Genomic DNA, 24,848 nt, shown 5'->3' on the forward strand with positions numbered 1-24,848 from the left:
ATGTGGGAAGCATTAATATCACGCCTCCTAATAATTCGATTGTATGATACACCCATTCTTTTACTTTCGGAATTATTGTATTCTTTTCTAGAAGAATCATTGTAACTCCAAGTAAGTTTATCAGTATCAAATATATAAGTAAGAACCCCATGTAATTTTATCGTTAACCTACTGCTATATACATCGAATTATAGGGCAAAGTTGTGTTTGTAAATTCTTGTTTGGTTAAATAGTTTTAAGGGACAAACAAGTCTATCATTAACATTTTACTTCTTTAACTTTCCATCACGAATAATAATTCTCTTTTGTTCACCCGACCATTTGATTTTTATTTTAAGGATATGCTTCTCCTGATCGTATCCCATATCACACTCTTCAGCCGGCATTTTTTTCTTATCGATACCAACACTTTTAGGGTAAGTCGGAACATTGTGAATTTCTAAAGTGATGTTTCTAGTCTCAGGAGCTCCATCATAATTTCCCGATTTTGATAAGGTGATATCTACTCCCTTTTTGGAATAATTTGCCAACACATCGATCAACTGATAATTTCCCTTTTCAATATTTCCAAATGTCTTTCCATCATCAGCGTACATGGTGATACTATGATTGTCCACCTCAGCATCTCTCCAAACCTGAAAAGTAATATCTTCACTTGTATACTCTTCTGTACTTTGAAGCGGTTTACTCGATAAAGGAATAATACTCCCTCCTTTAACAAAAACAGGCAACTCATCTAAAGGAACATCTACTGTAATGTTCTGCCCTCCTTCGTACTTCTTACCATTCCATAAGTGGTACCAATTCTTTCCTTCAGGTAAGTACAATTGCTGTTCTCTTCCTCCCTTCTTTGTTACAGGCGATACCAAGTAAGCACCTCCCCACATATAGGTTAATGACTCATTTTTTAACTCTTCGTTCTCCTCTTCTTCTAGGAATAAAGGACGTAATAGAGGCATACCTGTTGTACTGTTTTCATAAGCTAAACTATAATTGTAAGGCAACATTTTATATCGGTACTCAATGTATTTCTTGACGATATCAAAAGCTTCTCCATCATAATGAATTACCTCCGAAGGAATTTGTTCTTGTGCATGAGGACGATATACTGGCTGGAACACTCCATACTGTAACCATCTGATATACAATTCTGTTACGTCCTCTTGAGTGAAATCCCAATTTACAAAACCACCTAAATCGGAGTGCATATAAGGTACACCACTCAATCCCATCGTCATGCTAATTTGTGGCTGAGGAGTCAATCCTCCAAACGTTCTGCTCACATCTCCCGACCAAGGAACCATACCATATCGCTGAGAACCAACATATCCTGAACGCATCAAAATAAATGGTCTTTGATCTGGAAAATCTTTTCTATAACCATCATAAATTACTTTCGCCCACTGATGTCCATATACATTATGCACTTCATCGGCAGTACCATTCACATGATGTAACTCTGATGGATGTACTTCAGGTTCTCCTAAATCGCCCCACCAACCGGCAACACCTTGGTTATTTAGTCCTTTGTAAATATCCCAAAACCATTGGGCCGCTTCAGGTTTAAAAACATCGACCAAACCCGTTTCTCCAAAAAAGAATTCGTACACAAAAGGTTTTCCTAAATGATCTGTGCCCAATACTTTTTTATTCTTTGCTTCCTCCCACTTTTTAGAAGTCGTGGTAATAAAAGGTTCCGTTATCAATATGGTTTTTACATCCTGATCTTTCAATGTTTTTATCATTTGATCTGGATTAGGAAAATTAGGCTTGTACCAATCCAATGTTCCCATATCACCTTTTACATCCGGCCCAAACCAATATAAATCTAAGATGATCGCATCCACTGGAACTTCTTTTTCTCTAAACTTTTGAATGGTGGATAAGACTTCCTCTTGAGAATGATAACCAAATCTTGAAGAGAAATTACCAAACATCCATAGTGGTGGTAGAGGTTGCTTTCCAGTCAAATCGGTCAAGTGATTCAGCATATCAGGATAATCTTTCCCTGCCACAACCACATAAGAAGATCGTCCTCCAATCGTTTCAAAGGCCAATTCCTCCTCATTGGTTTCGCCAACATCAATAAATCCGACAGGTGCATTATCATAAAGCAAAGCATATTTTCTAGAAGAAATCATCAAAGGCATTCCAAAATTCATCTGAGGAGCAAACTCTTCATTAGAATAAGCGGCTCTATTGTATAATGGTAATCGATAACCTCTTCTATCCAAAGGTAAAGCACGTTCACCTCCTCCATATAAAGCCTCTCCTTCCTGAATCTCGAACTTGAATCCTTTTAATGTATCTGCATCGAAATAACCATCAGACTCTCTTAATAAAAGTTCCTTTTTTAGGTAATAAGAAATCTGAAAAGGAGCCTTCGAAACTTCTGCTCGAATGCCATCCGGTAGATTAAAATAAATGATGTTATCTTTCTCTTTCACCTCCGGCATCAATTTGCTTGGTGCAAGAATAACCGCCTCTGAAAGTGGTAATGTTTCTGTTCCCTTTGGGTAAAATTGAGCTTCTAAAATGAAAGGTTGAAAAGGGCGAAGTACCACTTTCCCATCATTTACTTGAAGGACTAAATTCTGTCCATCCATAGTGTAGCCTTCATATTTCCTTTGCCCAAAACAAAGTGATGTACATAGGAAGAAAACGAAAAAAAATAAATTCCTTGATGTTGGAAAAAAGCTAGTAGATATAGTGTGACGCATCAATTAAATCTTTCTTTATGATTATGATAGAATCAAATTAAAAAAAAATTACAGGCATTACTATTCTTATGTTATTAATTTTAGTAAATAGGCAATCCAAAAGTAATCCACTGAAGTTAGCATTGATTAACCTCAAGGCTAATGAACTTCTTATCAGAAATAATTCAAACGTTTATATTCAGCTATGACCAAAATTTTAGTAATCGATAAAGTACATGATTCCATCTTCAAAATGTTTGATGAAGCAGGTATAGAATATTCTTATCAACCCGATATCAAGGCGGATGAGGTTCCAAATGCTATTCCTCCTTTTGATGGCCTAATCTTAAGAAGTAAGATGAAAGTGGGTGTTGATTTATTAGAATTAGCTCCCAAATTAAAGTTCATAGCTAGAGCCGGTGCCGGTGTAGACGAAATTGATGAAGACTATCTAGAACGTAGACAAATTACTTTACTGAATGCTCCAGAGGGAAATATGGATGCAGTGGGTGAACATACCGTCGCCATGTTACTTTGTTTGATGAATTACCTGCACATTGGTAATTACGAGGTAAGACAAAAACTATGGCAACGTGAAGAAAATCGCGGGCATGAGTTATCCACAAGAACTGTTGGTATCATTGGTTACGGTCATATGGGACAAGCTTTTGCCAAACGTCTTATTGGATTTGGCTGCAAAGTATTGGCCTACGATAACGGTAAAACCAACTATGGAGACGAATATGCTCAAGAAGCTAGTCTTGAAGAAATTCAAGCACAAGCGGATGTTTTGAGTTTCCATATCCCTCTAAATGATCATAACAAACACCTTGTTTCTAAAGATTATTTAGGTGGTTTCAAAAAGCCTATCTACTTACTTAACCTTGCAAGAGGCGAAGTGATACCTTTCTCAACTATAGAATGGGGATTAGACAACAATAAAATTATAGCCGCAGGATTAGACGTGTTGGAAAATGAAAAACTCCATACGCTAACCGATGAGCAAAACAGAATCTTCCAAAAATTAATCAACGATGACCGTGTTATTTTCACTCCTCATGTCGGTGGGTGGTCGTTTGAATCGTATGAGAAGATTAGTACGGTGCTTGGGCGGAAGATTATCAACCTACTTCAATTATGAATAACTACAACAAAGAATTCGCAGCAAACAAAGAGCAATGGAATGCTAGAGTCGACAGTCATGTAGCCTCTAAAATGTATGATGTTCCAGGTTTCCTAAAGGGAGACACCTCTTTGAAAAAAATAGAACTGACAGAGTTACACGGTATGGAAGGCAAAAAAGTTTTGCACCTTCAGTGTCACTTTGGACTAGACTCATTATCATTGGCAAGAATGGGGGCTGATGTAACAGCTTTAGATATCTCTGATAAAGCGATTGATAAGGCCAGAGAATTAAACGATCAGTTAGGATTGGATGCTCAATTTATTTGTGCCAACCTCTACGATATCGATCAACATCTCACGCCGGAAGCACAATTTGATATGGTATTTGTATCCTATGGTGCCATCTGTTGGCTTCCTGATCTTAAAAAGTGGGCATCACTTATTGCTTCTTACCTTAAACCCGGTGGAGAGTTTTATATGGTCGAAATGCACCCTTATATCTACACATTAAACTGGGATACCTTTGTTCCTGAATATCATTATTACAACAAAGGGGTATATAAAGAAACAGTAGAATCGAGTTATGCAGACAGCACTCCGATGAACTTAACAGAGTATTTCTGGGTTCACTCCGTGGATGAGATTATCAATGCTCTTTTTGAGAATGGATTAAGTTTAACCAAGTTCAAGGAACACGATTATCAGACCTACGATTGTTTCGATAACATGATCGAAAGAGAGAAAGACGAATTTGTCTTTAAAGATGTAAAAGTGAATATTCCTTATATCCTTGAAGTGAAATTCAAAAAATAAATTGCAGAACTTTCAATATATTAAAATGAAGGTCTTTTAAAGTCACCTTTTTATATCATTAGCCCAGGTTTTCACTCCTGGGTTAATGACTAAAAATTCCTTTTATAAGCTTATTGATATATACCTTATTATTTCCTTTTTTCACTTCTTCTAAAATACCTAACTTCAGACATTCTTTAATATGCTTAGAAGCGGTGACTCTAGTTACTCCTAAACCAGATTCAATATATTCCACCCTTGTGTAGCCTTGAATAAAAAGAAGATCAACTAATCTAGGGTCATATGCTTTACCTGAACTGTTTCTTAAACTCTCATGAACATATTCAATTTTGTTTTTAAAATCTTCTATAATTCTAATCGTTTCCTTTGCTGTTTCAGTAATTAAGTTCAAGAAATAAATAGCATATTTTTCAAATCCTTCATTATTATTCATTCTTTTAAAATGACCATAATATTCGTGTTTTGTTTCATTTATTTTAGATGAAAGATATAATATCGGAGAATTAATCACTTCCATTTTCATTAAATATAGAACATTCAAAATTCTTCCTGTTCTACCATTTCCATCATAATAAGGATGTATACATTCAAATTGAAAATGAAGGAAAGCAACAAAAATTAAAGGATCAACATCAATATCTTCTTTATTAAATTCGATAAGAAAATTATACAAGTGTTTCGTTATTTCCTCAAACGTTTGAGGAGGTGTATAGATTACTTCATTCGTAACATCATTCCTGATAACAGTTCCTCCTCTAACTCTTAATCCTTGACTATTTCCTACTACAATAGATTGTATTTTATTAATAATATTCTCGGTTAAAAAACCAACATCTTCTAACATTCTCATTCCTTCAAATAAGGATTCTCTATAACCGATCACTTCTTTTTCAGAAGCCTGTGTTAGTTTAGGTATAGCAAGTGATGTATATAGTTCATCATAAGTAGTTATAATATTTTCTATCTCTGATGATTCCTTTGCTTCTCTTAGTACAAGAGTATTGATAAGAATATTTTGATTTGGTAAACTTTTAGCTGCTTCGTTCATACGTTCTACATAACGAACAGTTTCAGTAAGCTTTTTAAGCAAAGAAATATTTTCTATATTTTGTATATTTGAAGGAAATTCAATTAAGTTATACATATTTTTGTCATTCTTAAACTATCTATACATAACTAAACTAATAATATTATACAAGAAATACAATATTGATAAAAATAAAAAATAAGTTAAACTTCCTATAAAAGGATTTATTTAAATTTAGAATCATCATTTTTTGAATAATACCTGTTAATTTTGTGCACGAATTCTATTCGACTGCGTTAATGTAGTTGATAGTTTAGTTCAAAATCAAACAATGAGAAAATTCTTATCACATAAAATTTCCATTCAGCTCATGATCTCCATGATGGCATTTCACTTATTCAACGTAAGTGTGAATGTTAATGATGATCTATTGCCTGATGAAATGGAAAATGAGATCGAAAGTATTTTCGAGTTGATATCTGTGTATGCTTTCGATTCCGATGGTACCTTCTCAGACAACCCTTCTTCTGAAGATGAGAACAAAACTGTAGTAGGTGTTATCAACATCACTTGGTTTATGAATGCAGCCACAATTATTCCTTCAAACCCGTTGGATAAGGACGAACTTCCAACCGATCAATCCTTACCGATCGCTCGTCCACTATTCTATTCTAATCCAACATTTTCAATTGATACGCCTCCGCCGAAGCATGTTTAAGTGTAGGTAGCAGGTAGCAGGTAGCAGGTAGCAGGTAGCAGGTAGCAGGTAGCAGGTAGCAGGTAGCAAAGCTAACACTCGTTTTTATCTACACATTTCCTTTTGTTTGAGTGATGATTTTTGGGTCTTATGACCTCTCTAATTAACTAATCTATAGTTGACTCTCACTCACAATAATCAATCATTTATTGTTTATTCCTACATCAAAAGAGCATCTGATGATATCTCTTCTTGATCACTCTTTGATGTACAATTCCTAGTAACAATGCAAAAGGTACTATTAGGGCTTATCCTAATGTGTATGCATATAACATCATACGCACAGGAAAATAAAAACCAATTATCCTTGTCGCTTACACTGCCTCAAGGTGAAGAAATATTCTTAGAAAAAAACTTAACGTTAGTAGCGGAACGTCATAATATAGATATCGCTAAAGCGGAAATTATTCAGGCCAAAGCATGGCCAAACCCTGAACTCGGTGTCGAGATCGCTATGTACGACAACGAGGATAACAAGTGGTTCAGAACTGATTCTGAAGCACAAAGAGTGGTAGAAATCCATCAATTAATCGAGATGGGTGGTAAGCGTAAAAAGCGTACAAATATCGCTCAGAAGGAAGCAGAAATTGCTGAATATGAGTTCTACACGACAATGAGAGAGCTTAGAACTGAACTAAGATCTTTAATGGTGGAACTGCATTACCTTCAAGAAAAATCAAATAGTTATTTGAATGTGATAGAGCCTTTGGAAAGATTGATCGAAGTATACAAAGAACAATCTGATAAAGGCAATATCGCCAAATCAGAAGTAGTACGTTTAAAAGCCTTACTTCTTGATGCCCGTAAAGGGTGGTTAGATATCGAACAAGAGGCCACTGATGTTTCTTCTCAATTAAAACTGATATTGAACCTTCAACCTCAAGTAGATTTAACGATTACACTTCCTACTTTTAACTACAGTCAAAATGTTGTTGATCCTGAATTATGGGTTTCTGAAGCACAGGAACACCGTATGGATTTCAAAATTGAGCAGTTAAGATTACAGCAGGTGGCGGAGTCTTTAGCTTTGGAGAAAGCGGAGAATGTTCCGGATATCGAATTAGGAACAATGTACGACCGTAGAGGTGCTCACCAAGCGGATTACTGGGCATTACAAATTGCTTTCGATCTACCTGTTTGGAACAGAAACAAAGGGGGAATCCAAGCGGCAAAAATTGCTCAAGAGCAACAACAAGTAAAAGTAACTCAAGCAGAAAATCAGTTACAGATTGATGTGTACAATGCTGCCCAAAAGCTTAATCAAATTACTAAGGTGTACGATGCACTCGACCCTGAACTTTCTGAAGAGATGAGAGCGGTGATGGAATCTGTAACCAAAAGTTATCAGAAACAAGAAATCAGCTTGATCGAATTCATCGACTTTTTCGAAAGTTACAAAGAAAACCTAGGGCAGTTATTTGATACGGAATATGCATTATTCTCGGCCTTAGAGTTAATCAACTACACTGTAGGTAAAGACATCTACCCTATCCAATAATCTATTGATCCTAATAATCAGAACAAATCATGAAAAATATATATAAAATCTTCCTTCCTGTATTGAGCATTGCTTTCCTTATCGGTATGGTAATGAAGTTCGGTATTCTTAATGCCAAAACTCAAGAAATTGATACTACTTCCTCTTTGAATGAGCTTACTGAGAGTATGAAGAAAATGATCAAAACTCAGAAAGTGAAAAGTGATTTTATGCAGCATATCACTCAGCTTACGGGTAATGTGGAAGCGGTGCCTAACCAACAAATTTCTGTTCCTGCTATCGTTTCAGGTAGAGTAACTGATGTAGTCGTTGACCTAGGAGACCAAGTGAAAAAAGGTCAGGTTCTCGCAAAAATCTACTCTTCTGATATGGCAGAGATCCAACAAGAATGGATTGAGGCAAAAGCAAATGTAGACCGTGAAACAAAAGAGTACGAAGTGGCCAAATCATTATTTGATGCTGGTTTGAGTTCTACTTTGGAAATCCAACAAGCTAAAAGTGAGTTAGAGGCAGCCAATGCTCAATTAGAAAAGGTAAATCAGAAAATGAAGTTGATGGGAAATACGAACAGTGCAACGCATATCGTTAGAGCACCTATCAGCGGAACAATTACAGAGAAATCGATATCACCTAACATGATTATCAAAGAGGATCACGACGAAGCGTTGTTTACTGTGGTGAACCTTCAGAAAGTGTGGGTGAAAATGAATGTTTTCGAATCGGATATTCAATACATCGAAATGGGTTCGGATATTCAAGCATCAGCTTTAGCTTACCCTGATAGAATTTTCACAGGGAAAGTAGAAAAGATCTCTAAGTTCATCGATCCAGAAACTAAGGTGATGCACGCAAGAGTAGCTATTCCTAACCAAGAAGGTTTATTGATGCCAAATATGGCGATGAATATTCAAGTGATTCAGAAAACGAATGAAGAGGTATTTGCAGTGAATGAAAATGCAGTGGTTTTCCATAATAATAAGGACTTTATCGTAAAGAAAAATGGTGAGTCGTACAGCATCATGGAAGTGAAAGTAAAAGGTAGTAATCAATTTGGTGAAACTTTAGTACAGGGTAATCTTGTTCATGGTGAAGAAGTAGTGACTGAAAAAGCACTTGTGTTATTTAACGATCTGATTAAACTATAATATAATCCACTGCTGTAATGAAAAGATTTATAGAAAACATTATCGGATTCTCGTTACGAAACAGATTCTTTGTCTTTTTCTTAACGTTAATCATGATCGTTGCGGGTGTAATTAGTTATCAGAATACACCTATCGAGGCATTTCCAGATGTTACTAACCCGAGAGTAAGAATTATCTCACAATGGGAAGGTCGTAGTGCCGAAGAGATGGAAAAATTTGTCACTTTACCCATTGAGGTAGAAGTAAATTCCACTCCAGGTAAAACAGAGGTACGCTCGATTTCATTGTTTGGTTTGTCCGTAGTAACCATTGCTTTTGGCGATGATGTAGACGAATTCAAAGCAAGACAATTGGTGGCTAACCGTATCATGAATGTGGACTTGCCAGACGGTGTGGATTCAGAAATGGAACCTTCTTCTGGTCCTACAGGTGAGATTTACCGTTATACACTTTCGTCGGATCATCAATCGGTACGTGAATTAAAAACGTTACAGGATTGGACGATCGAGAGAAAATTGAGAGCCGTTCCTGGCGTTGCTGATGTGGTAAGTTTTGGTGGTGAAGTAAAAATCTACGAGGTTTCTGCCAATCCTCACTTGATGTCTCAATACGGGATCACTTCTCTTGAATTATATGAAGCCCTGGAAAATAGTAATGTCAATGTTGGTGGTGATGTAATCGAGAAACGTAACCAAGCTTATGTGGTTAGAGGTATCGGTCTCTTAAATAATAAGGAGGAAATTGAAAACGTCATCATCGAAAGAGAGAATAACACGACTATCCTTGTTAAAAACGTTGCTGAGGTAAAAGAAACTCACGCTCCAAAATTGGGTATCGTAGGTCTTAACGATCAATCTGATATAGTAGAAGGTATTGTTGTGATGCGCCGCGGTGAAAACCCAAGTGAAGTGATCGAAAGATTGAAAGATAAAATTGAAGAACTGAACGAAAGAGTATTGCCAGAAGGAACGCAAATTGATCCTTTCTACGATCGTTCCGAACTAATTGATTTTACCACAAACACAGTCACAAAAAACTTGGCTGAAGGTATCTTCTTTGTCGTCATCTTCGTATTACTTTTCATGGCCGATTGGAGAACAACGTTTATTGTTTCCATCATCATACCATTATCCCTTTTATTTGCTCTGATCTGTATGCGAATGAAAGGCATGACGGCCAACTTACTTTCTTTGGGTGCTATTGACTTCGGTATTATTATCGATGGCGCTGTGGTAATGGTAGAAGGATTATTTGTGGTCCTCGATCGTAAAGCCAAGTCGTTGGGTATGACCCGATTCAATAAGCTTTCTAAACTAGGCTTAATCAAAGAAACTGGAGGAAAATTAGGTGCTAACCTTTTCTCTTCTCAGTTAATCACTATCCTTGCTCTAGTGCCTATTTTCGCCTTCCAAAAAGTAGAAGGTAAGATGTTCTCACCTTTAGCATTCACCTTCGGATTTGCGTTATTAGGCGCATTAATCATGTCATTAACACTAGTTCCTGTATTGGTAAGTGTATTATTGAATAAGGATGTAAAAGAGAAAGAAAACTTCTTCACTCGTTTCATGCAGAAAATATTTTATGGTGCATTCTCTTGGGCTTATGCTCGTAAGAAAGTTACCTTAATGATTTCAGGAGCAGTGTTATCCGTAGGTTTATTTATGGGAAGTCAGATGGGTACAGAATTCTTACCTCAATTGAATGAAGGTGCCATTTACATAAGAGCATTTATGCCGATTAGCGTCAGCTTGAATGAGTCCCACGACATGACCAAAAAACTAAGGAATGAGATTCGAAAAATTCCTGAAGTGAGAGGAGTACTTTCACAAACAGGTCGACCAAACGATGGTACCGACCCAACAGGCTTCTTCAATATCGAATTCCATGTAGATCTTTATCCTCAAGACGATTGGGAACGTGGTCTCAGTAAAGCAGAAATTATAGAAGAATTAGAAAATAAATTAAGCGATTATCAAGGAGTTACTTTTAACTTCTCCCAACCAATCATGGACAATGTGGAGGAAGCCGTAACAGGTGTAAAAGGTGCCTTGGCCTTGAAAATCTATGGCAAAGATTTATATCAATTAGAAGACCTTGCAGAACAAGCACAAGAAGTAATGCAGGATATCGATGGTATTGCCGATCTAAATATTATCAAACTGATTGGTCAGCCTGAATTATATATCGATCTTGATCAGGTAAAAATGGCACAATATGGTGTAGCTACTGCAGATGCCAACTCTGTGATAGAAATGGCCATCGGAGGTAAAGCAGCCACTCAATTGTATGAAGACGAACGTCGTTTTGATATCAGAATTCGTTATCCTGAAGAATATAGAAACGATACGCAAGCCATAGGAAAAATTAAAGTGCCGACTTTAGATGGAGGTAGTGTTCAGTTGAAAGAAATCGCTGATATCTTTACCAAAACAGGCCCTGCCTTTGTGTACAGAAGTGATGGAGAACGTTTTGTAGCACTTACTTTCTCTGTAAGAGGTAGAGACTTGGGTAGTACAGTAGCAGAAGCTCAAGAAAAAGTAAATGCCGCCTTACAACTTAATAAAGGAATGTACATGTCATGGGATGGAGAATTTAAGAACATGGAACGTGCACAACAACGACTTATGCAAGTGGTGCCAGTGGTTATGGTCATGATCTTCCTTGTCCTTTTGACTACTTTCAACAATATCAGAGATGCTAGTTTGGTCATGATCAATGTACCTTTCGCCTTAGTAGGTGGTATTTTAGGTCTTTCGTTCTTCACGATCAACTTTGGTATTTCAGCAGGTGTCGGGTTTATCGCCCTATTCGGTATTTGTGTGCAGAACGGTGTATTACTCGTCTCCAAATTCAAGAGTAACCTTAACGATGGATTATCCTTGGATGATGCCGTTAAAGATGGTGTTAAATCTAGAATCCGTCCGGTATTAATGACCGCCGTTACTGACTTTGTTGGTCTATTGCCAGCATCCATGTCTACGGGTATTGGGTCAGAATCTCAGAAACCATTAGCTGTTGTGATTGTATGGGGAATTTTAACGGCAACCGTACTTACGTTAGTCGTATTCCCTGTCATTTTCAGTATTTTCTATAAAAATAAAACCAAACCTAGTTTGGCCTAATCATCATCAAAAAAATAGCTAGAGATTCATTTCTCTAGCTATTATTTAATTTTATCTCTTTTGTTTTTCGCAATCCATTGGGAAAAATACTCCAAAGATTAGGCACTGTAATGGTAAACGTTGTTCCCTCATCAATTTCGGATTCAACTTCAATTTCTCCTCCTAATCTTTTTACTGCCTCTTGTACAATATAAAGTCCTAAACCCGAACCGTAATTAATATCAGTTGCTCTGTAGAACATATCAAAAATTTTCTCCACATGTTCTTTTCTAATTCCAATACCGTTATCTGAAATTTTTAATATTAAGTCAGTGGGTTCTACTATTGCTTTAATATTAATACAAGGTTTGTATGATCTTGAGGTAAATTTAAAGGCATTGGAAATGATGTTATTAATGATAACCAATAACCTAGATTCATCACAGTAGAGTGGGTTATTAGCCTCTACATCAATCTCAATCAATACTTTCTGATATTCATTAATAAATTTATACTGATCTAGTGTTGTTTGTAATAATTCATGAATATTGATTTCACTAGGCTTTAATTCCATTCTATTATTTCTTGAGTAATTCAAGATATCATGAATGAAATCATCTAGTTTTTTTAAGCTTCTCTGCTGTAGCTTTAAATATTCTTTTATCTGACTATAATCAGAATCTAAACTCAATTCTATTAAACCTAAAGCTGAGGTTATGGGTGCCCTTAAATCATGAGATACTCTGTAAACAAAGTTGTCCAATTCTTTATTGGCTTTACTTAAGGCTTCATTTCTTTTCATCAAAGTTTCTTCATAATCCTTTCTGTGTGCAATGTTCTTTAGAATACATAAATGCCCAATAGGATCACCATAAACATCCGAAAGAAAAGTGGTTTTTACCTCCATCCAAATTTTTTGTTCGTCTTTATCTAAAACCTGAACTTCAATTAAACTATCGTTATTATTTATTTTTTTTAGAGTGATAGGTTGATGTATCCCATTATTATATTCTTTAAATATGAGATCAAATGAACGGTTTAATAAGTACTTTTTGGGAAAGCCCGTTAAATCAATAACTGTCTGATTTGCATAGGTAACTCTTCCTTCCAAATTAATGACCAATACACTGTCCTGAACACCTCTTAATATATTGGATTGAAAGAATAACTTTTCGTGATTTTCATGTTGAAGAGTGATATCTCTACCCATACAATAAATAAGACCATTATCGGTATTTCTAGAAATATCCCATTCAAAATATTTAAATTCCCCCCATTTGGTTCTATATCTGTTAATAAAAGATTTTACTAATTTTCCTTCATAAACTTCTTGATAAATACGTAAAGACTCGTTGATATCATCAACATGCAACCAATTGACAAAAGAGTAAGATTTTAATTCCTCGATAGAGAAACCTAATGTTCTCTCCCAACTATTATTCAAAAATAAAAATTCCCAAGTACCTGGATCAACTACTGCACATAAACTAAAAGCATCAGAAAAGAAAGGTTTAAACGTTACCTCATTCTCCTCAACAATACCTTTTCTCATTGTGGAATCTCTAAATGCATTCCTCTTCTTTTGATCACTTTTATGAATCAAAGTTTCTGCCACAATTTTCAATTGCTGAGTTGCATTCGTATCCAAATCCACTCCATTTTTTGGAATAAGAATACATATCAGACAAAAAACCTCATCTTTTTGACTATCAATAATGGGCACACAAACCTGTCCCATTTTATTTTGAGCTATATTTTTTGATTTAACCGATTCGATTTGAAGATTTTCAAAACTGGGTACTGCTACATTTTGTTTTGAGAAACGGCTGATGCAATTAAAAAAATCCAATTGATGATCAACTTTACATATCATACCATAATATGCTTGTTGATAATTCATATAAATCGTCAACAACATCTCCATGATCTCCTTTACATCGAGGTCATGATCATTATACCGAAGGTTTAATCTGAGTAACTGATTATAATATTCGTCCTTTTTGGTCATTAAATAAATTTAGAGTGAATAAGAAGCAGTAAGATTAGTCGTTTTTTAAATTAATGAAATATCTATTTAGATCAAATTATTAAAGAATTAAAAATCAGCTTTTTGACATTAAAAAAAATATAATTACAAAAAACACTTCATTTCCATCTAACATTTTCTACTTCTATGAGTTGTCTAACTATTTGATGATTTAGAAGAATAAAAATCAAAATGAAGTAAGATCCAGATAAACATTCACTACCACAATCAAGTAGCGTATAGTCTATTTTAATTTGCTGCTTAATAGGAGGAATACTTACACGGTTTGTGAATAAATATTGATCTATTGATAGTTTTTAACTTCTATTTCGTTGATAATCATAGTATAAAGGGTAGCTATTTTACGAAAAAAATTGATTACCGATAATTTTAATCGTATTTTTGCAAACCGAATTTTAAAATAAAGAAAAAGTGGAGCATACATTTAAAAAACCTGCGACAAAACGTCCAGTGGAATTAATGGCCCCAGCAGGCGGATTTGACTCAATGATGGCAGCCATCCAAGGTGGTGCCGATTCTATATATTTTGGGGTAGAACAGCTCAATATGAGAGCTCGTGCCTCTATGAACTTTACTCTTGATGATCTTGAGGAAGTGGCTCGTATCTGTAATGAGAATGGTGTTAGATCGTACCTTACTTTAAATACGATTATCTATGAGCATGATTTATCGATCATGCGTAGAGTAGTTGATCGTGTAAAAGAATCTGGTATTACAGCCATTATCGCATCAGATCAAGCAGTAATTGCTTATGCATTTAGAGTGGGTGTAGAAGTACACATCTCTACTCAAGTAAACATTACGAATGCTGAGACTGTACGTTTCTACGCTACATTTGCAGATGTAATGGTACTTTCAAGAGAGCTTTCTATGGTTCAAATGAAAACGATCTGTGATACCATCAAAAACGAGAACATCACTGGTCCTTCTGGAGAATTGGTAGAAGTTGAGGTATTTGCTCACGGTGCATTGTGTATGGCCGTTTCTGGTAAGTGTTACTTATCATTACATACACAAAACTCATCGGCGAACAGAGGTGCTTGTGTACAGAATTGTCGTAGAAAATACAAAGTAATCGATATCGAAGACGGACACGAGTTAGAAATCGATAACGAATACATCATGTCGCCAGAAGATTTATGTACTATCGACTTCCTAGATCAATTATTAGATACAGGAGTGAAAGTATTGAAAATCGAAGGTCGTGGTAAAGGTCCTGAATACGTAAAAACAGTTGCTCAGTGCTACAGAGAAGCTATCGATAGCTACTTCGACGGTACTTACACTAAAGAAAAAGGTGAGCAATGGAAAGAGCGTATGACTGAAGTGTACAACCGTGGATTCTGGGGTGGTTACTACCTTGGTCAAGAAATGGGTAAATGGACAGATCAGCACGGATCGAAAGCAAAAACTAGAAAAGTATTCTTGGGTAACGGTCGTCGTTATTTCAAAAATATTCAGGTGGCTGAATTCCAATTGGAAACTCAAAAAGTAAAAGTAGGTGATCGTCTTTTAATTACTGGACCAACTACAGGTGTTGTAGAGACAGTAGTTGAGGAACTTCACGTAAACGACGAAGGAAAGAAAGAAATGGCGGTAAAAGGCGATACATTCAGTATCAAATTGGACACCCAAATTCGTCCTTCAGATAAATTGTATAAATTAGTGGATGCAGAGACTGTAGAAGCTTAATTCGTTAAAAACGATCATGAGTAAAATTACAATTACGCATCAACGAAATAAATGCATAGGATGTAACTACTGTGTGGAATTTGCTCCAGACAGATGGGTGATGTCCAAAAGAGATGGGAAAGCTACATTGGTGGGAGGAGTCAATAAAAAAGGCTTCTATACGACTAAAGTAAGTCCTATTGAATTAGACGAAAACATTAAGGCAGCAGAAGCTTGCCCAGTGAAGATTATAAAGGTCAAAGAGTTTTAATAACTTTTTGATGTAGCGTAAAGAGGTGGATATCTTATTGGTATTCACCTTTTTTATTCCAAAAAAAAGCCACTTAATAAATGTATCAAGCGGCTTTCAGGGTTATTCTGAGATATAATTTTTTTACCTTTTCGATCGTTTAATCTTTCGATTTTTTATCAAAAAGTTCATTTTCTTGAAGCTGTTTTACAGAATCATTCAATTTGATTTCTTTGTATCGTTTTGCCGAAGCATTTAATTTTTCAGCTTGAGTCTGTTCCTCATTTTGTTTAGCATCAAATACTCCTTTAATAAGTGATGTTGACTTAAATTCACTCCAATTCACTGTTGTTCCGTTATTGGAATGCTTCACTCTGTAAGTTTCTATCAACTTTGATAATTCTTTTTGACTTATATCCGCTTTAATTTCCACTACGTTTTCAGAAGACAACTCTTTTTTAATGTCTTGAGCATTCACATGTAACATCGAAATTAGGGATAGCAGAGAAATAATAAATAGCTTTTTCATTGTCAGATTATTTAAAGATTGAATTTTGAGACATCAAGAAGTTATTCCTTATTGATGATGATACAAATATCGGGGTGACAGCATAGATTCAGTTGCACGAAATCACATACTACTTACACATTCTAGTCAATTCATCCTCCAACATAGTATTTGATATGAACCATCCTATATTTGTTGTATCGAATGGTTCATTATAATTAAAAATCAAATTTTGTCATTAACTGGAATCTATTGGCTGTTCCTAAAGCACTATTGGCCGTTCTTTGTGTACCTCTCATGTATTCTATACCTGTAGAGAAATATTTAAGCGGTTGCCAAACCAAGTTGATGTGAGATATACCTCCTGCTTTTAAAGCAAATGGATCTCTAGAGTCTGGAATGTCCATAAGCCAACCATAGGCATATGAAAAGTTGGAAGACCATTTTTCGTTCCAGTGATGTGTATAACCTACCAAGGCAGAAAATGATTTCATGGCGACTAATTCACCCTCTTGGGTTAAAACCGCATTGGCATTACTACCAATAAAAGCCAGAATATTTTCTCCAGATCCAATACCGTAATTCACATTCCATGAAACCGAATTCTTTCTATTTATTTGTCTTCGTCCACCAAAAATAATATCCAATTGTGGAGTGGATGCATTCTTTCCTTCAGGGCCACCTGTCCAATTTAATTGAGCGGCACTTGCTCCGAAAAACAGTTTAGTATTTTTCTTACTGTAAATGAATTTCATCGATAGTAATGGAAGTTGTGCTTGAGCCACACCATTTAAGGTATTTGGGTTTTCAATACCCATATTTTCCAAGTATTCGATACTTGCACCAAACAACCAATTTTTATTGATATTGGTTTCGTATCTGATCTGATTTGAACGGCCTCCAAAAAGGGCATCACCAGCGGCAAAATCAATAATAAAAGGAAGCGTTTCCAAGAATGTGAGGTTGGTCCATGTTTGTCCAAAGGTAAATTTCCCCACTTTTAAATAGGCATGTCGCATTCGAAACTGATTTCCTGATGAAGAAAAGAAATCGCCTTCTACAAACATTTGTACAGGCGTATTACTCACCTTACTTCGAACATCTAAATTGATTCTTGTTTCTTTTGAGAAAAAGCTCACATATCCTGTACTTCCGTAATCTGCCTCCCCTTTCACAGGAATGGTCGACATCAAAAATTGCGTTTTATCTCGGGTGCCGTTAACATCATACACGAAATCGTTTTTCATGTAGCCCCCAATTTTCATTCTTACGTTTCCTTTCCCATACATCAGCCAAGATCCTGGAAATGATGGATCTTCCCATTGTACTTCCTCCTCATCAATATTTTTCTTTTTTGAGAGTTGATCTGATATAAAGCCTTGAGAAAACAGATCGCCGATAAAGAAAAAACTAACAATGAGAAATAATTGAATAGTTTTCATTTGTAGTATTAAGATTGGTTAATAAATATCAAATAGAACTCCTTTCTTTTCTACTTGATGTCCCACAAAATTACTTTGTTCATGAGGGAAACATTTACACAAAACGACAGGTATTTTGCATAAAACTGTCTTCATTTATATCAGTTACTCACCACAATTATTTGATTAAAAAAAGAGGCATCATTCTGATAAACTATCAAAATGAAATACCTCTATTGGGAAAACCCAAATCAATTTTCAATCAATGAAAATATTACTAAAACACTTATCTTCTATTGTTCTTCATCAAACAAACCTGAATTGGCAATCTGACGTGCGTATCTATGAATAGAATCATCCGGCACATTAGTAGAGAAAAATACAATCACTAAATCTTTTTTAGGAGAGACATAGATCCCTTGACTTTGGAGACCTGATTTCCAGAAATCACCGTCTTCCCAAACGCCATCCCATTGTCTTGCATTTGAAATCACGTTATCATCACCTAACCTGTCAATGAATACAGGACCATCAAAGCCTTTTCTGTAAAACTCTCTTGACCTTGTACCATTTTGAATACGGCTGATGATTTCAGGAGAAACCACTTGTTCTATAGCCGTTTTATTCCAACTTGGTGTATACAACATGCCCACTCTTGCCATATCACGAAGTCTACTGGATACAATACCGTGACCTATTGCTACACCATTTGGCGAAAGGTGTATGTTTAGGGTCGATTCTGCTCCCATTTTTGAATAAATTCTTTGGTCTACAAATTCTGCAAATGGTTTTCCTGAAACTGCCTCAACCAATAAAACTAGCATCTGCGTATGCGAAGAACCATATTCTAATTTCTCTCCAGCAGGGTGCGTTTGTTTTGCTTCTTTTAATACATCTCTTACTTTTTCATTTTTACCGTTGTAAGGCAAATCTAATTCAGCAAGAAACAATCTTGTTGCAATAGAGTTTGGATCAGAACGCGTCTCATCATTTTCCTCTGAGTTAAGACCTGGCGTCATGTCCATCACATCTTTCACTTTTACATTGCCATAACCTGTATGTTTAAAATCATGGACGTAATGCCCTATTGTTTTTTCTTGATCTATTTTTCCATCTGAAATCAATAAGTCTACGGCAAGACCAGGAATAATCTTCGCTGCTGACATCCAAACGTGATGATCGCTTTCTGTCATTCCTTGATAGTTTTCAAAGACGATTTCACCTTTATGAACCACTAAGAAACCTTGTGCATAACTATGTGGATGCACCATAAAATCATTTAATGAAATTTCCCCAAAATGCTTGGTATGAGCTTTGACCTCTCCTACCGCTGGATTAATATTTTTAACCAGTTCCATTTTGTGATTAGGCTCAAGTAATGCCGTATTGAACAATTCTGAAGTTCTTAATCCCCACCAAACGGCATCGTCTCCACCTTTTAATAAGTGAGGTAAATTATAATTGTCTCTAAATTTTTGAACTTGCTCTTGTGTGAAACCATTTGCAAATTCTTTAATCGGAGTTCTGTAATCTCCTTCAGTTTCGTGAACATTTGTTCCTTGTGCATTTACTTGTGACATAATTGATCCTACTAATAATGATGATAATAATATTTTTTTCATGTTTCATTTTTAGATTGATTGATGACACAAATATCACTTGTTCAACCTAAAACTATTTACAAGAAAAGACTTAGTCTTTACATGATTTTGTCAATCTTGATCTTATGACCTTTTAGATATCAACATCCAATTTGGAACATGTAATTTCCAATGAATAGCAGCCGCACGGATAAAGAAAGTAAGAGTAGCACATAAAGTACCCATCAACTTCACTTGATCAGGGAAAATTTGAATTAGAATTAAATATAAAATCACCCCAAAAGTTAGTGGAAGAGCATACAATTCTTTTTTAAGCAATAAAGTGGTGTTCCCTGCCAATACATCTCTGGTTATACCTCCACCTATAGCTGTAATTAGACCTAATAACACTGGCCCTACAGGTTGAGCAAAATCTAAAGCTATCGCTTTTTCAGCTCCTTGGATAACGAACATAGCAATACCAACTGCATCAAGGTATAACATCAAAGAGTAGATATTTTTTCTGGACATGAATTGATTCCCATAAAAGGCGACAATACTAGATACTACTGCGACCCAAATATAATTGAGATCAGTAGCCCAAAAAACGGGAGCATCTAATATCATATCCCTAATTGTTCCACCTCCAACAGCAGTGACTATTCCCATAACGATAGCACCGAATAAATCAATTTGCTTGGGGATAACAGCAAGCACGGCAGTAACTGCAAAAGCCACTGTTCCCAGCATTCCTAATGTATAATAGATCTCTGGAGTATTCATTTTTTAGTGTTTTGTTTTTCAATAATCGATAAGCAAAGGTCCTTTTTTAAAGTTGTAAAGGTTTGCAAGAAATAATCAGTTGGTTATACGATATAGGCAAATGATAAAATAGAAAAGCCCATCAGACAAAAGACTTGTCTTTCCTGATGAGCATTTTCATAACTAGCAAAGTATATCAATCATATAAAGCTTCTTCTAATTCTTTTTTTAATTGAGTCTTATCAATTGTTCCTTTTTTGGCAATAAATACCAACTTAGAAACAGGTGATTCATTTCCCCACTGTTCATCACTTTTTAATGACCAGCGTTTACTCACTCTTTGATAGATCATTTTTTTATTCAAATCGCTGTCGATCTGCAAAATTCCTTTTGCTCTGATGATATGAGCGGGTAAATTCTTTATAAATGCATTGATCTTTTCTTCCTTAAAGGGTTGGTCGAATGAAAAACTAACGCTCTCAAATGTGTGCTTGTGATTTGTTTTTTTGATGGCTTTTGCTTTTTCATCTTCCAAATTATGATCCGCCTCAACACCCAAAATCACATCAGTAGGCACATCACCTTCCACTGTTTCCAAAACAGCTTTATTGGGTTGATGCTTTGCGATCCATTGGTTGATTTTTTGTTTTTCTTCTTCAGAAACTAAATCTGTTTTACCAATGGAAATGATATCTGCTGAAGTCAACTGATTGATGAATAATTGTTGACTTGATTCATCTTCCAAACGTTCAAAAAACGTCTCCGCATCTACCAAAGTAATGATCCCATCCAATCGAATTGCTTTATTTGATAAAACAATTTGTGCTATAGAACCCGGTTCTGCTACACCACTACATTCAAGAATAATGGCATCAGGTTGTTCTTCTTTTTCAGAAATGTCGATTAATGTTTTTGTTAAATCACTTGATACTGCACAACATGCACAACCATTGGTCAGGCTAATCATATCATCCGTTTGCGATTCTACCATTGTAGCATCAATATTGATTTTTCCGAAGTCATTGACCAAAACGGTAATCTTTTTTCCTCCAGGATTTTGAAGGATATGATTTAGCATGGTTGTTTTTCCTGCTCCAAGAAAACCTCCTAAAATGGTAAGAGGAATTGTTTTTACAGGTGCTATATTTTTATTTCTCAATGCCATAGCGGCAAATATTAACCCCGACATTGTTTGTCTTGCATCCAAAGCTTGATCCAATGGATTCGTTATTGTTTTTTTAATCGAATTCATCTTACTAGCATTTATTGATTTTACCACCTAATACCGTTCCCCAGATTGGGATATCCTTGATTTCTTCTGGCTCAACTTCCATCGGATCTTGATCCAATACGGTAAAGTCCGCCATTTTTCCTTGTTCAAGGCTACCTATTTTATCTTCCAATCCTAAGATGTAAGCAGCATCAATCGTCACCGCACGTAATGCTCTTTCTACACCAATTCTTTCGTGTTCTGCTACCACTGTTTTTCCATCTTCAGCAATTCTTGTTACTGCAGCATATACTGCTGTTAGTGGATGCATTGGTACTACTACTTGTGGGTAATCTGAATGTAAAGCGAAGATAACTCCTTCTCTTTCTAATGATCCAAGACGTGCTTCTCTTTGTGCTCTATCAGGACCGTATGCATGTTCTGAATGCAATAATGATCTAAAGTGTGAGAAGTAGTTATTGACACTTGCCAAGCCACCTAATGCTTTCAATCTTCTTGCTTGCATTGGGTTACTAATCGCATAATGTTCTATGGTAAATCTATGATCAAAACGAGGATGAACTTCCTGTAATTTGGCTAGCATGTCTAAAGAATTATCTAAAGCCAAATCGCCGTTTGCATGACAGTGAATCTGGAATCCAGCTTTCCAATAAGGAAGCATTTCTTTGAAAGAAGCATCTCCATCTACACCATTTCCACCATCTAAATAACCTGGGAAGTTGACTTGAGATCCCATTAACGGGAAAGAACCATCGCTCAAGAATTTTACTCCTGTGAAAAATAACTTATCCGTTTCATATTGCTTCAACCCTTTTACAAATTCTGGTGCTTTATCTCCGTGAGCCAATGTCATCGACATCGCATGTGGAGTTAATGACATACGGATAGGAAAATCAGGATCGTTAGTTGCATTAACATGATCCTTCAATTCTTCATCATAATTCAAAACACCAAACATCAAATCGGCAATAGTGGTGATCCCTGCACGGTGACCAATTCCACTCATAAACTTCAAACCTTTTTCTCCACCCAATTCTGAAATGACATCGATAATTGGTGCGATGGCTAATTTTGCACCATCAGATTCTAGGAAAACACCTTTTAGATCGCCATTTTCTTCTCTTAAAATATGTGGAGATTGTAAGCCTTCTGGAATGTTTGCCATCTCAATGGCAAGAGAATTCAAATAGGCAAAGTGAGGAGCAAATCCAATCACAAAAATGGGACGAGTAGAAGATATAGCATCCAAAACTTTACGGTCTAAACTTCCTCCTTGATTGGCGGGATCAAAACCCCAAGCAATGATTGGTTCGTTCGGGTCTTCCTTCTTCGCATCAATTTCTTTTAAATATTCAATCACATCTTCATAATGAGGGTGAGGTGGATTGATACCATTCAAACCTGGCCAAGGAAGTGGACCAATATAATCTAAACCTAGAAAACCTGCTGACATCCAACAATGAGAATGTGGTTCGATTAAACCAGGAAGAATAATTTTATCTTTTAATGTATCGTCATAAGTAACATCATACCTGTCAAGCCAAGGCTTCATAAACTCTAATGTACCTATTGATAATATTTTTCCATCAAGCACTGCTATTGCTTCCGCTTCTGGATTTCCTTGATCCATGGTATGAATTTTTTTAGCAGTGAAAACAGTTACTTTTTGTTGATTTTTCATATTTATAGTATTGATTGATATTAAATAGGCAATTGGGTTATTATCCATTACCTTAAAGCTTATGATACAAATGTCTTGGTTTTAAAACACCTTCTATTTACCTCCTTCATCACCGAAAGAGATATAAATCAGGACCCTTACATTATTGCTCATTGTTATGCATTAATCGCTTTGACAATTGCTCTTGCCATTGCTTCTTCTTGGTTTTCTCCATCACTAGTACAGAACCATGCTACTACGGTATCATTTTCTGGTGATATGTAGACACCTTGTCCTCCTACTCCTTTTTTATACAAATCACCATCAGGCATAATCGCATCCCATTGGTATCTATTGTAGATTTTGCCTGCTTCATCATAGAAAGAAACTGTGTTTTGTTTACCAATCCACCCTTTATCATACATTTCTACAAATCTGTTATCATAAAACTTATCCATGATTTCTTGTGGGACAAGTGCTTCTCCTGCAATTTTTTCACAACTTGGTGTAAATACCATTCCCCATCTTGCTAGATCTCTAAGGCTTGAATTAACTCCTAAAAAGCCTAATGTATTTCCTGAAGGGCTCATCATATAAAAGGCATCATGTTCCATTCCAGCTTTACTCCAGATACGATCTGCAAACATTTCGTTCAATGGTTTGTCTGCTACTCTCTCAGCAATACGGTTGATTACGAAAGTATTGATAGAGTTATATTCAAACTTCTGATGACCTGGAGTTTTTCTTTCCATAGATCTTAAAACATCCACCCAAGTTTCATTTCTTTCTTTTACATCTGGCAAAATACCCACTGCTGAAGTTGCTGCCCAACGGTACCAAATTTGATCAGGATCAGTTCTTGAATTCTGAATTTCCTCATCATGCTCAGTGCCATTTAAGCCAGTAGCCATATCCAATGCTTCTTCTACTTTTACAGTATCCCAAACGGAATCTTTCAATTCTGGTAAGTAGAAAGAAACATAATTATTGACATCTACTTTTTGTTCATATTCAAGAAAAGCCAACATCAATGCTCCTGTTACTTTAGACACTGAATACCAAAGGTGCTTTTCATCTGGTTTCATTGTTTTATAACGCTCATAAACAATTTCACCATTCTTTACGACTACCATTGCATCGATAGGTTTCGTATCAAAATGTTGATTGACACTCACCATATTATCGTCTTTATTCTTATACTGAATCTCTCCAATATTTGCATTTACATTATAAGGCAATTCACTTACTTGACCACTTCTTGGTACTTGTGCTGTCGGATAATATTTTGATTGCTCTATCCATGCATAAGATGACATTTCGTTAGGAAATTGCATCTTTACTTTATTCTCTGGCTGATTAAAGAATTGGCTCACCTCTTGTGTTTTATTCAAAGGGATATTGCTTTTTAAATTCTCAGCATTTGCTTTAATGATATTGTTTTCTTGAGATTGTTGATTTAAGCTTTTCATTTTCTTAGTAATTTGATTGATTATTAATGATATACAAATATCCTTCTTTGACGGTGGAATCATTTACAAGATAAAAGCAGGTGT

At 35.8% G+C, this 24,848-nt stretch carries 18 protein-coding genes; 8 read left to right on the top strand and 10 right to left on the bottom strand.

The genetic code is table 11. The features are described 5' to 3' along the window. Window positions 1–266: 266 nt before the first annotated feature. Entirely contained in the window at window positions 267–2,606 is a 2,340-nt protein-coding gene (locus MY04_RS13285) for a TIM-barrel domain-containing protein (RefSeq protein WP_158297697.1), read from the bottom strand. Between the two features lie 298 nt (window positions 2,607–2,904). Here MY04_RS13285 and MY04_RS13290 point away from each other — a divergent pair, with 298 nt between their 5' ends. Then, window positions 2,905–3,840 (top strand): NAD(P)-dependent oxidoreductase, encoded by a 936-nt coding sequence (locus MY04_RS13290; RefSeq protein WP_066210262.1) that lies wholly within the window; start codon window positions 2,905–2,907, stop codon window positions 3,838–3,840. Beyond that, on the top strand, window positions 3,837–4,637 hold the full coding sequence (locus tag MY04_RS13295; protein ID WP_066210264.1) for a class I SAM-dependent methyltransferase: 801 nt from the start codon (window positions 3,837–3,839) through the stop codon (window positions 4,635–4,637). Before MY04_RS13290 ends, MY04_RS13295 begins: the two co-directional genes overlap by 4 nt. An 82-nt stretch (window positions 4,638–4,719) precedes the next feature. Here the strand turns inward: MY04_RS13295 and MY04_RS13300 are convergent, their stop codons facing one another. Beyond that, complete coding sequence (locus MY04_RS13300) at window positions 4,720–5,781, bottom strand: Fic family protein (protein ID WP_066210266.1); 1,062 nt, start codon at window positions 5,779–5,781, stop codon at window positions 4,720–4,722. 214 nt (window positions 5,782–5,995) lie between these two features. Here MY04_RS13300 and MY04_RS13305 point away from each other — a divergent pair, with 214 nt between their 5' ends. From MY04_RS13305 to MY04_RS13320, 4 genes are all read left to right on the top strand, one after another. Further along, the gene (locus MY04_RS13305; RefSeq protein ID WP_066210268.1) at window positions 5,996–6,382 is read left to right on the top strand and encodes a hypothetical protein; all 387 of its coding nucleotides are present in this window, start codon (window positions 5,996–5,998) and stop codon (window positions 6,380–6,382) included. Between the two features lie 265 nt (window positions 6,383–6,647). Continuing rightward, a complete protein-coding gene (locus tag MY04_RS13310) occupies window positions 6,648–7,919 on the top strand; it encodes a TolC family protein (protein WP_084005877.1) in 1,272 nt (423 codons plus the stop codon). Window positions 7,920–7,948: 29 nt separating this feature from the next. Then, window positions 7,949–9,064, top strand: coding sequence for an efflux RND transporter periplasmic adaptor subunit (locus tag MY04_RS13315; RefSeq protein WP_066210272.1), 1,116 nt, complete (start codon window positions 7,949–7,951; stop codon window positions 9,062–9,064). A gap of 17 nt (window positions 9,065–9,081) precedes the next feature. After that, window positions 9,082–12,186 carry an efflux RND transporter permease subunit gene (locus MY04_RS13320; RefSeq protein ID WP_066210275.1) on the top strand — a complete coding sequence of 1,035 codons (3,105 nt, stop codon included), beginning with the start codon at window positions 9,082–9,084 and terminating at the stop codon, window positions 12,184–12,186. 34 nt (window positions 12,187–12,220) lie between these two features. Here MY04_RS13320 and MY04_RS13325 read toward each other — a convergent pair whose 3' ends face one another. Further along, complete coding sequence (locus MY04_RS13325; RefSeq protein ID WP_066210277.1) at window positions 12,221–14,173, bottom strand: PAS domain-containing sensor histidine kinase; 1,953 nt, start codon at window positions 14,171–14,173, stop codon at window positions 12,221–12,223. Window positions 14,174–14,623: 450 nt separating this feature from the next. Here MY04_RS13325 and MY04_RS13330 point away from each other — a divergent pair, with 450 nt between their 5' ends. Then, window positions 14,624–15,904, top strand: coding sequence for a peptidase U32 family protein (locus MY04_RS13330; protein WP_236941073.1), 1,281 nt, complete (start codon window positions 14,624–14,626; stop codon window positions 15,902–15,904). A gap of 16 nt (window positions 15,905–15,920) precedes the next feature. Next, window positions 15,921–16,154 carry a ferredoxin gene (locus tag MY04_RS13335; RefSeq protein ID WP_062620355.1) on the top strand — a complete coding sequence of 78 codons (234 nt, stop codon included), beginning with the start codon at window positions 15,921–15,923 and terminating at the stop codon, window positions 16,152–16,154. 139 nt (window positions 16,155–16,293) lie between these two features. Here the strand turns inward: MY04_RS13335 and MY04_RS13340 are convergent, their stop codons facing one another. The 7 genes from MY04_RS13340 to MY04_RS13370 all read right to left on the bottom strand — a co-directional run bounded on the left by MY04_RS13340 (window position 16,294) and on the right by MY04_RS13370 (window position 24,764). Beyond that, on the bottom strand, window positions 16,294–16,662 hold the full coding sequence (locus MY04_RS13340) for a hypothetical protein (RefSeq protein WP_066210279.1): 369 nt from the start codon (window positions 16,660–16,662) through the stop codon (window positions 16,294–16,296). A gap of 197 nt (window positions 16,663–16,859) precedes the next feature. Further along, a complete protein-coding gene (locus MY04_RS13345) occupies window positions 16,860–18,083 on the bottom strand; it encodes a DcaP family trimeric outer membrane transporter (protein ID WP_066210281.1) in 1,224 nt (407 codons plus the stop codon). Window positions 18,084–18,355: 272 nt separating this feature from the next. Next, window positions 18,356–19,684 carry a serine hydrolase domain-containing protein gene (locus MY04_RS13350; protein ID WP_066210283.1) on the bottom strand — a complete coding sequence of 443 codons (1,329 nt, stop codon included), beginning with the start codon at window positions 19,682–19,684 and terminating at the stop codon, window positions 18,356–18,358. 102 nt (window positions 19,685–19,786) lie between these two features. Then, a complete protein-coding gene (locus tag MY04_RS13355) occupies window positions 19,787–20,425 on the bottom strand; it encodes a trimeric intracellular cation channel family protein (RefSeq protein WP_066210285.1) in 639 nt (212 codons plus the stop codon). 175 nt (window positions 20,426–20,600) lie between these two features. Then, the gene (locus MY04_RS13360) at window positions 20,601–21,656 is read right to left on the bottom strand and encodes a CobW family GTP-binding protein (protein WP_066210287.1); all 1,056 of its coding nucleotides are present in this window, start codon (window positions 21,654–21,656) and stop codon (window positions 20,601–20,603) included. Window positions 21,657–21,660: 4 nt separating this feature from the next. Next, window positions 21,661–23,316, bottom strand: coding sequence for an amidohydrolase (locus tag MY04_RS13365; RefSeq protein WP_066213286.1), 1,656 nt, complete (start codon window positions 23,314–23,316; stop codon window positions 21,661–21,663). Window positions 23,317–23,471: 155 nt separating this feature from the next. After that, window positions 23,472–24,764, bottom strand: coding sequence for a serine hydrolase domain-containing protein (locus MY04_RS13370; RefSeq protein ID WP_066210289.1), 1,293 nt, complete (start codon window positions 24,762–24,764; stop codon window positions 23,472–23,474). Window positions 24,765–24,848 lie beyond the last annotated feature (84 nt).

Source organism: Flammeovirga sp. MY04, from assembly GCF_001682195.2.
Classification (GTDB): domain Bacteria; phylum Bacteroidota; class Bacteroidia; order Cytophagales; family Flammeovirgaceae; genus Flammeovirga; species Flammeovirga yaeyamensis.

Bases quoted from the DNA above. Each gene is read 5' to 3' on its own strand.
- MY04_RS13285 (WP_158297697.1), bottom strand. From the start codon at position 2,606: ATGGATGGACAGAATTTAGTCCTTCAAGTAAATGATGGGAAAGTGGTA.
- MY04_RS13290 (WP_066210262.1), top strand. From the start codon at position 2,905: ATGACCAAAATTTTAGTAATCGATAAAGTACATGATTCCATCTTCAAA.
- MY04_RS13295 (WP_066210264.1), top strand. From the start codon at position 3,837: ATGAATAACTACAACAAAGAATTCGCAGCAAACAAAGAGCAATGGAAT.
- MY04_RS13300 (WP_066210266.1), bottom strand. From the start codon at position 5,781: ATGTATAACTTAATTGAATTTCCTTCAAATATACAAAATATAGAAAAT.
- MY04_RS13305 (WP_066210268.1), top strand. From the start codon at position 5,996: ATGAGAAAATTCTTATCACATAAAATTTCCATTCAGCTCATGATCTCC.
- MY04_RS13310 (WP_084005877.1), top strand. From the start codon at position 6,648: ATGCAAAAGGTACTATTAGGGCTTATCCTAATGTGTATGCATATAACA.
- MY04_RS13315 (WP_066210272.1), top strand. From the start codon at position 7,949: ATGAAAAATATATATAAAATCTTCCTTCCTGTATTGAGCATTGCTTTC.
- MY04_RS13320 (WP_066210275.1), top strand. From the start codon at position 9,082: ATGAAAAGATTTATAGAAAACATTATCGGATTCTCGTTACGAAACAGA.
- MY04_RS13325 (WP_066210277.1), bottom strand. From the start codon at position 14,173: ATGACCAAAAAGGACGAATATTATAATCAGTTACTCAGATTAAACCTT.
- MY04_RS13335 (WP_062620355.1), top strand. From the start codon at position 15,921: ATGAGTAAAATTACAATTACGCATCAACGAAATAAATGCATAGGATGT.
- MY04_RS13340 (WP_066210279.1), bottom strand. From the start codon at position 16,662: ATGAAAAAGCTATTTATTATTTCTCTGCTATCCCTAATTTCGATGTTA.
- MY04_RS13345 (WP_066210281.1), bottom strand. From the start codon at position 18,083: ATGAAAACTATTCAATTATTTCTCATTGTTAGTTTTTTCTTTATCGGC.
- MY04_RS13350 (WP_066210283.1), bottom strand. From the start codon at position 19,684: ATGAAAAAAATATTATTATCATCATTATTAGTAGGATCAATTATGTCA.
- MY04_RS13355 (WP_066210285.1), bottom strand. From the start codon at position 20,425: ATGAATACTCCAGAGATCTATTATACATTAGGAATGCTGGGAACAGTG.
- MY04_RS13360 (WP_066210287.1), bottom strand. From the start codon at position 21,656: ATGAATTCGATTAAAAAAACAATAACGAATCCATTGGATCAAGCTTTG.
- MY04_RS13365 (WP_066213286.1), bottom strand. From the start codon at position 23,316: ATGAAAAATCAACAAAAAGTAACTGTTTTCACTGCTAAAAAAATTCAT.
- MY04_RS13370 (WP_066210289.1), bottom strand. From the start codon at position 24,764: ATGAAAAGCTTAAATCAACAATCTCAAGAAAACAATATCATTAAAGCA.